This is a genomic window from Streptomyces griseoflavus (assembly GCF_014649995.1).
GTDB lineage: Bacteria > Actinomycetota > Actinomycetes > Streptomycetales > Streptomycetaceae > Streptomyces > Streptomyces griseoflavus.
On record NZ_BMUC01000024.1, the window covers coordinates 79939 to 86109 of the forward strand.

A 6171-nucleotide genomic window follows, 5' to 3' on the forward strand; every position below is an offset into this window, starting at 1 on the left:
GAGGGGGCGTCGTTCTCAGGCCTCCGCGTCGAGGTCGAACACGATCCGGGCCTTGACGTGACCGTGCAGGACCTCCTCCATGCAGTCGTTGACGGCGGCCAGCGGGCGGGTCTCGCGGATGACCTTCGTGCGGCCCGCCGCGTGCAGCTGGAAGACCTCGGCGAGGTCCTGGCGGGTGCCGACGATGGAACCGGTCACCGAGGTGCCGTTGAGCACGGTGTCGAAGATCGGGACCTGGAGGGTGCCCTGCGCCGGAAGCGCCACCATGACGAGCTTCCCGCCGCGGCGCAGACCGGAGTTGACGGCGGCGAAGGCGGACGGGTTCACCGCCAGGGCGAGGGCCGCGTGCGCGCCGCCGTGCCGCTTCAGTTCGGCGCCGACGTCCTGGGTGCGGGCGTCGATGACGATGTCGGCGCCGAGTTGCCGCGCCAGCCGCAGCTTGTCGTCGGTGACGTCGATCGCGGCGACGGTGGCACCGGCGATCTTCGCGTACTGCACCGCCAGGTGCCCGAGTCCGCCGACGCCCGAGATCGCGACGAACTGGGCGGGCCGGACGTCCGCGACCTTGAGGGCCTTGTACGTCGTGACGCCGGCGCAGGTCAGCGGGGCGGCGTCGAGGGCGCTGACACCCTCGGGCACCGGCTGGGCGAAATCGGCCCAGGCGAGCATCTTCTCGGCGTACCCGCCGTCGCAGCCGTACCCGGTGTTGACCTGACTCTCGCACAGGGTCTCCCAGCCGGAGCGGCAGTGCTCGCAGCGTCCGCACGCCTTGCCCAGCCACGGCACCGCGACCCGCTGTCCCACGGCGAGGTGGGTCACGCCGTCGCCGAGCTTCTCGACGAGGCCGACGCCCTCGTGGCCGGGAACGAACGGCGGAGCGGGCCTGACCGGCCAGTCGCCGTGCGCGGCGTGGATGTCGGTGTGGCACAGGCCGGACGCCTCGACGCGCACCCGGACCTGGCCGGGGCCGGGCTCGGGGTCGGGACGGTCCTCGATGACCAGGGGTTCTCCGAACGCCCGGACGACCGCTGCCTTCATGACGTCTGCTCCTTCGGTACGGGCCGGCCGGGCGCGTCAGGGGTGCGCGACGACGGCGACGGGGGTGGTGGCGTGGTGCATGACCGCGTGGGCGACGGCGCCGATGTGCGTGCCGAGGGGATTGCGGCGTACGCGGCGGCCGACGACAAGGAGGGAGGCGTCGCGGGCCGCGACGACGAGGTGGTCGGCGGGGCTGCCGAGCCGGGACTGCTCGGTGACCTCGACGTCCGGGTACTTCTCCCGCCACGGCAGCAGCGCCTCGGTGAGCACGGCGGCCTGCCCGCGGACGATGTCCTCGCGGGGGTCGACGCCGGCGGCCAGGCTGTGGACGTAGTAGGGCGGCAGGTTCCAGCCGTGGACGACGGTCAGCGTGGTCCCGCGGCGCCGGGCCTCCTCGAACGCGAAGGTGATCACCGTCTCGTCGAGGCTGTCGGTGTCCAGGCCCAGGACCACGGGCCGGAAGCCGGTGGCGGCGGAGGGAGGGCCGGCGGGGTCCTCGCCATGATGTCCCCCGGACGCCTGCCCGCCCGCTCGTACGAGGACCACGGGCACGTCGGCGCGGGCGACGACCGACTGGCCGACGGACCCGACCAGGAAGCCCACCAGCCCGCCGAGGGCGCGTGAACCCAGTACCAGCAGTTCCGTGTCGCGGGCGGCGTCGAGCAGGATCCCGGCCGGCGCTCCGACCCGGTGTTCGCCGGTCACCCCGACTCCGGGGTGACGCTCCCTCAGGTCCTTCACGGCCCCCGTGAGGATCCGCTCCGTCTCGTACCGGTGCGCGTCCACACCGAGGAGCAGGGCCGACGCCACGGGTTCCGGAACCGGCTGCCACACCTGGAGCAGCCGTACCGGCAGGCGGCGCAGCGCCGCTTCACGGGCCGCCCAGTCGGCGGCCGCCAGGCTCTCGGGCGAGCCGTCGAGCCCTACGGTGATCGTGCGGGCCATGCTGCCCACCTCCTGTGTCGTCCGGTCGGGTTGCGGTGTCCGCTCCGCCGGCTTCGGCCGGCGGGCTGGTGGGGCGGGTCTCGAAGGGCCCGCCCCACCCGGTGCGTTCAGCGCAGCCACCCGTGGTCCCGGACCAGCGGGAGCCGGGCCCACAGCCGGCCGAATCCGAGGGCGTCACCGGCCGAGACGGCGGCCAGTGCGACCAACACCACCGCGTACATCACGTGGTAGTCGACGAACGGGTTGGTCGACATGCTCGCCGAGCCGTCCGACAGGTGTTGCGCGGGCGGCCACTCCGCCACCCACATCAACGCCATCATCACGGTCCCCGCCAGCGCCGCCAGGCGCAGCGCCACCCCCGTCAGCAGCGCCAGTCCGATTCCCAGCAGACCCAGCATGAACAGCCAGTCCGCCCAGGCCGCCCCGGCCCAGGAGTGGAACGTCGACTCCATCGGACCGACCGCGACGTGTCCCAGGAAACCCTCGGTCGGCGAACCACCGTCGACCCAGCCCTTTCCGGAAGCGGTCGCGTAGCCGAAGCCGAACGTCTTGTCGAGGAACGCCCAGAGGAAGACGAATCCCATCAACACCCTTGCCGAGGCCCAGGCGTAGGCCCCTGCGGTACGCGTGCCGGTCCGCGCGGACTGGGCCGGCACCGGGGCGGAAACGGCCCGGTTCCGGCGGAGCGAGGGCAGGTGGAGACCCGAGGTGCGGTGCGTCGGCTGGTGAACGGTCATGGCGGTGTTCCCTTCAGGGAGAGTCCGGTCGGTTCCTGACACCCCTTACTCTCCCGGCCCGCGATGGGCCGCACCCGATGCCGAAGGTCCGCACCCGGGGACTCAACAGCCCCTGTCGGCCGGGACCTTCGGCCACGTCGGTGGTCCGGAACCGGACGACGCACTCCGTGCGGAGCTCAATCCGCTCCCGGAATTGCCCTGTTGGGCTTTCCGACCGACGGATCATCCGCTGAGAGGTGCGTCACGAGGCGGGCGGGCCGTCCTTCGCGTGGTGCGAGGACGGTAACAGCGGTGCGTGCCACACCAGCCGTGTCCCCCTGCCCTCCGCCCGCTCCAGCACCATGTCGCCGCCGAGTTCGCGTGCCCGCTCGGCCATGTTGGTCAGACCGCTGCGCCGGCCTCCCGCCGGGATGCCGACGCCGTTGTCCGTGACCGTCAGGCGCACCTGCTTCCCGTCGGTCTCCAGCACGACGTCGGCGCGGTCCGCGCGGGCGTGCCGGGCGATGTTCGAGAGGGACTCGGTGAGGACGGCCAGGACGTGGTCGGCGGTCTCCGCGGGGACGTGCGTGTCGAGCAGCCCTTCCATGCGGACGCCGGGGGCGAAGCCGAGCGGCGCGGTGGCCTCGCCGACCGCGCGTACCGCGCGGGAACGCAGGCCGGGCGCCGTGTCCTCGTCGCGGGCACGCAGGCCGAAGATCGTGGACCTGATGATCTTGATGGTTTCGTCGAGGTCGTTCACGGCTCGCTGGACCCGGTCCGAGGCCCCTTCGTGCTGGATGAACCGGTCGGCGCTCTGCAGTGTCATGCCGGTGGCGAAGAGCCGTTGGATCGCCAGGTCGTGCAGGTCGCGCGCGATCCGGTCGCGGTCCTCCAGCAGGGCGATCTGTTCGGCGTCCTCGCGCCGTTCCGCCAGCTCCATGGCGACGGCGGCCTGGGCGGTGAAGACCTCGAGCGGCTCGGTCTCCGTCCCGGAGAACTCACGGCCCCCCGCCTGCCGGACCAGCAGGACGACACCGCGGGCCTCGTCGCCCGAACAGATCGGTACGGCGACGGCCGGTCCCAGCCCGTCGAAGCCCGCAGGGGCCGGGATCCGGGAGTCACGGGAGACGTCCGTGCTGTGGACGGACACCCGCTGGACGAACGCCTCGCCGATGAGGTTCCCCTCCACCGGCAGGACGGCTCCGCGCCACACGCCGGCCTCCTGGCCCACCGCGAGCTCCACGGCGAGTCTGTCCGTCCCGCTCACCGGCATGGCGACCACGCTCAGTGCGGAGGCGGTGATCTCCCTGGCCCGATCGGCGATCAGCGGCAGCACGCCGCCCTGGTCCGCACCCGACATGAGGGTGTGGGTGATCTCCGCGTTCGCCCGCAGCCAGCGTTCGCGCAGCCGGGACTCCTCGTACAGGCGGGCGTTGTCGATCGCCACGCCGGCCGCCACGGCGAGGGTGGCCAGCACCGACTCGTCGTCCTCGTCGAACTGCTGCCCGCCGCGCTTCTCGGTCAGGTACAGATTGCCGAAGACATGGTCCCGCACCCGGATCGGAACACCGAGGAAGCTGTTCATCGGCGGATGATGGGCCGGGAACCCGTAGGAGGCGGGGTGGTCGGAGAGCCTGGCCAGGCGCAGGGGCTCGGGGTGGCGGATCAGCTCGCCGAGGATGCCGTGGCCTTCCGGGTAGGGGCCGATCCTCGCGATCTGCTCCTCGCCGACGCCCACCGTGTGGAAGGCCGACAGCCGGTCGCCGTCGGGACCGATGACTCCGAGCGCCGCGTACTCCGCGTCGACGAGGGCCGCCGCGGCCTCCACGATGCTGCGCAGGGCCTGCTCCAGGTCCAGCTCGCGGCCGACCGACAGCACGGCCTCCAGAAGGCTGTGCACCCGGTCCCGGGTGCCGCGCGCCGCGTCCAGCCGGGCCTGGAGCTCCTCCAGCAGCTCGTCCAGCCGCAGCTGCGGCAGTCGTATCCGCGCCTCGTGGGTCTCCCCGACATCCTTCAACGCTGCTCCCCCGCCGACCGCTTGCGGTCACGTGCCTGGGTGGCGATGACGGCGGCCTGGACGCGGCGTTCCACGCCGAGCTTGGCGAGCAGACGGGAGATGTGGTTCTTGACCGTCTTCTCGGCCAGGTAGAGCCGCTGACCGATCTGCCGGTTGGTCAGCCCTTCACCGATGAGGTCCAGGATCTCGCGTTCCCTGTCGGTCAGGCCGCCGGGCAGGCCGTCCGGCTCCTCGGCCGGCTGCTGTCCGGCGCCGCGCAGCCGTGCCATCAGCTTGGCCGTGGCGCTGGCGTCCAGCAGCGACTGGCCGCGGGACACCGTCCGCACGGCCGAGACCAGGTCCGATCCCTGGATCTGCTTCAGCACGTATCCGGCGGCGCCCGCCATGATCGAGTCCAGCAGCGCCTCCTCGTCGTCGAAGGAGGTGAGCATCAGGCAGGCGAGGTCGGGCATCTGCGACCGCAGCTCGCGGCAGACGGTCACGCCGTTCCCGTCGGGCAGGCGCACGTCGAGCACGGCCACGTCGGGGCGCAGCGCGGGAACCCGGATCAGGGCCTGCTCCACCGTCGCCGCTTCCCCGACCACCGTGATGTCCGGTTCGTCGTCCAGCAGGTCGTGCACCCCCCGCCGCACCACCTCGTGGTCGTCCAGGAGGAACACCTTGATCGGCTCTCCCGTGCTGCCGTCCCGCTCGCTGTGCGCCATCGAAACGCTCCTCCTGGTGCCTCGGTCTCCGTGACAACCCCTCATCCTTCCAGGACGGCCGAGGTCCCAAGCGGTTGGCCCGACACTGCCCGCCTCAGTGGGCCGTGAGGCCGCGGCGGCGGAACTGCCCCCGTACCCGCTCCACGAGCGCCGTGTCGGGGACCGGGGTGTCCCGCAGCGCGAACGGGATGCCCAGGGCGTCGTACCAGTCCCTCCGGAGTGACGGTGGTGGTCAGGGAGATGCCGCCGCGCGCCGCCTTTCGCAGGGCAGCTCGGCGACCGACAGGGCCGAGGCGCGGAACACCTTGACGCGGGCGTGCCTGACGGCGGAGAAACTGTCCACGGCGACCGACAGGCCGGCGACGCCGCACGCCATGAAGCGGCGCACGGGGCACGATCCGCAGCTTGATGACACAGTCGTCGACGAGGGCCGGGACCTTCGGCATTCCCCTCGGGGCCGCTGGGAGGCGACGGCAGGGGTGGGTGCGCACGCCCGGTCACGACGACGCGGCCCCGGTGGACGGGTGGCGCGGCGCACCGGCCGGCTCCGGTGCAGCGATGGCCGTCCGGTGCGCCCCACCTCGGTCGTGCGGCAGGACGTGTCCCCTGCCGAGCCGGTGGCAGGCGGTGGCGTCGAGCGTCCTGCCGGCCGGGCCGGTGGTCCACGGGCCGTACCCCCGTTATCTTTTTCGCGGTCCTGCAAGAGGGCCGCTGGCCTCCGGGCCCGGCATGACTGTTGCCCCCTGTCGAT

6 protein-coding genes are annotated in these 6171 nt (G+C 72.6%); all 6 read right to left on the minus strand.

Annotation, left to right across the window (positions count from 1 at the left end; genetic code table 11):
- Nucleotides 1-15: 15 nt before the first annotated feature.
- Nucleotides 16-1038: a zinc-dependent alcohol dehydrogenase gene (locus IE172_RS32670; protein ID WP_190100974.1), complete on the minus strand. Its 1023-nt coding sequence runs from the start codon at nt 1036-1038 to the stop codon at nt 16-18.
- Nucleotides 1039-1074: 36 nt separating this feature from the next.
- Nucleotides 1075-1983, minus strand: a complete 909-nt coding sequence (locus IE172_RS32675; protein ID WP_190100975.1) for a universal stress protein — start codon at nt 1981-1983, stop codon at nt 1075-1077.
- A 107-nt stretch (nt 1984-2090) separates the two neighbouring features.
- Nucleotides 2091-2720 (minus strand): DoxX family membrane protein, encoded by a 630-nt coding sequence (locus IE172_RS32680; protein WP_190100976.1) that lies wholly within the window; start codon nt 2718-2720, stop codon nt 2091-2093.
- 241 nt (nt 2721-2961) lie between these two features.
- Nucleotides 2962-4716, minus strand: coding sequence for a sensor histidine kinase (locus IE172_RS32685; protein WP_190100977.1), 1755 nt, complete (start codon nt 4714-4716; stop codon nt 2962-2964).
- Complete coding sequence (locus tag IE172_RS32690) at nt 4713-5420, minus strand: response regulator (RefSeq protein ID WP_190100978.1); 708 nt, start codon at nt 5418-5420, stop codon at nt 4713-4715. The genes IE172_RS32685 and IE172_RS32690 overlap by 4 nt, the downstream gene beginning before the upstream one ends.
- A 232-nt stretch (nt 5421-5652) precedes the next feature.
- Nucleotides 5653-5808: a hypothetical protein gene (locus tag IE172_RS32695; RefSeq protein ID WP_190100987.1), complete on the minus strand. Its 156-nt coding sequence runs from the start codon at nt 5806-5808 to the stop codon at nt 5653-5655.
- Nucleotides 5809-6171: the final 363 nt, after the last annotated feature.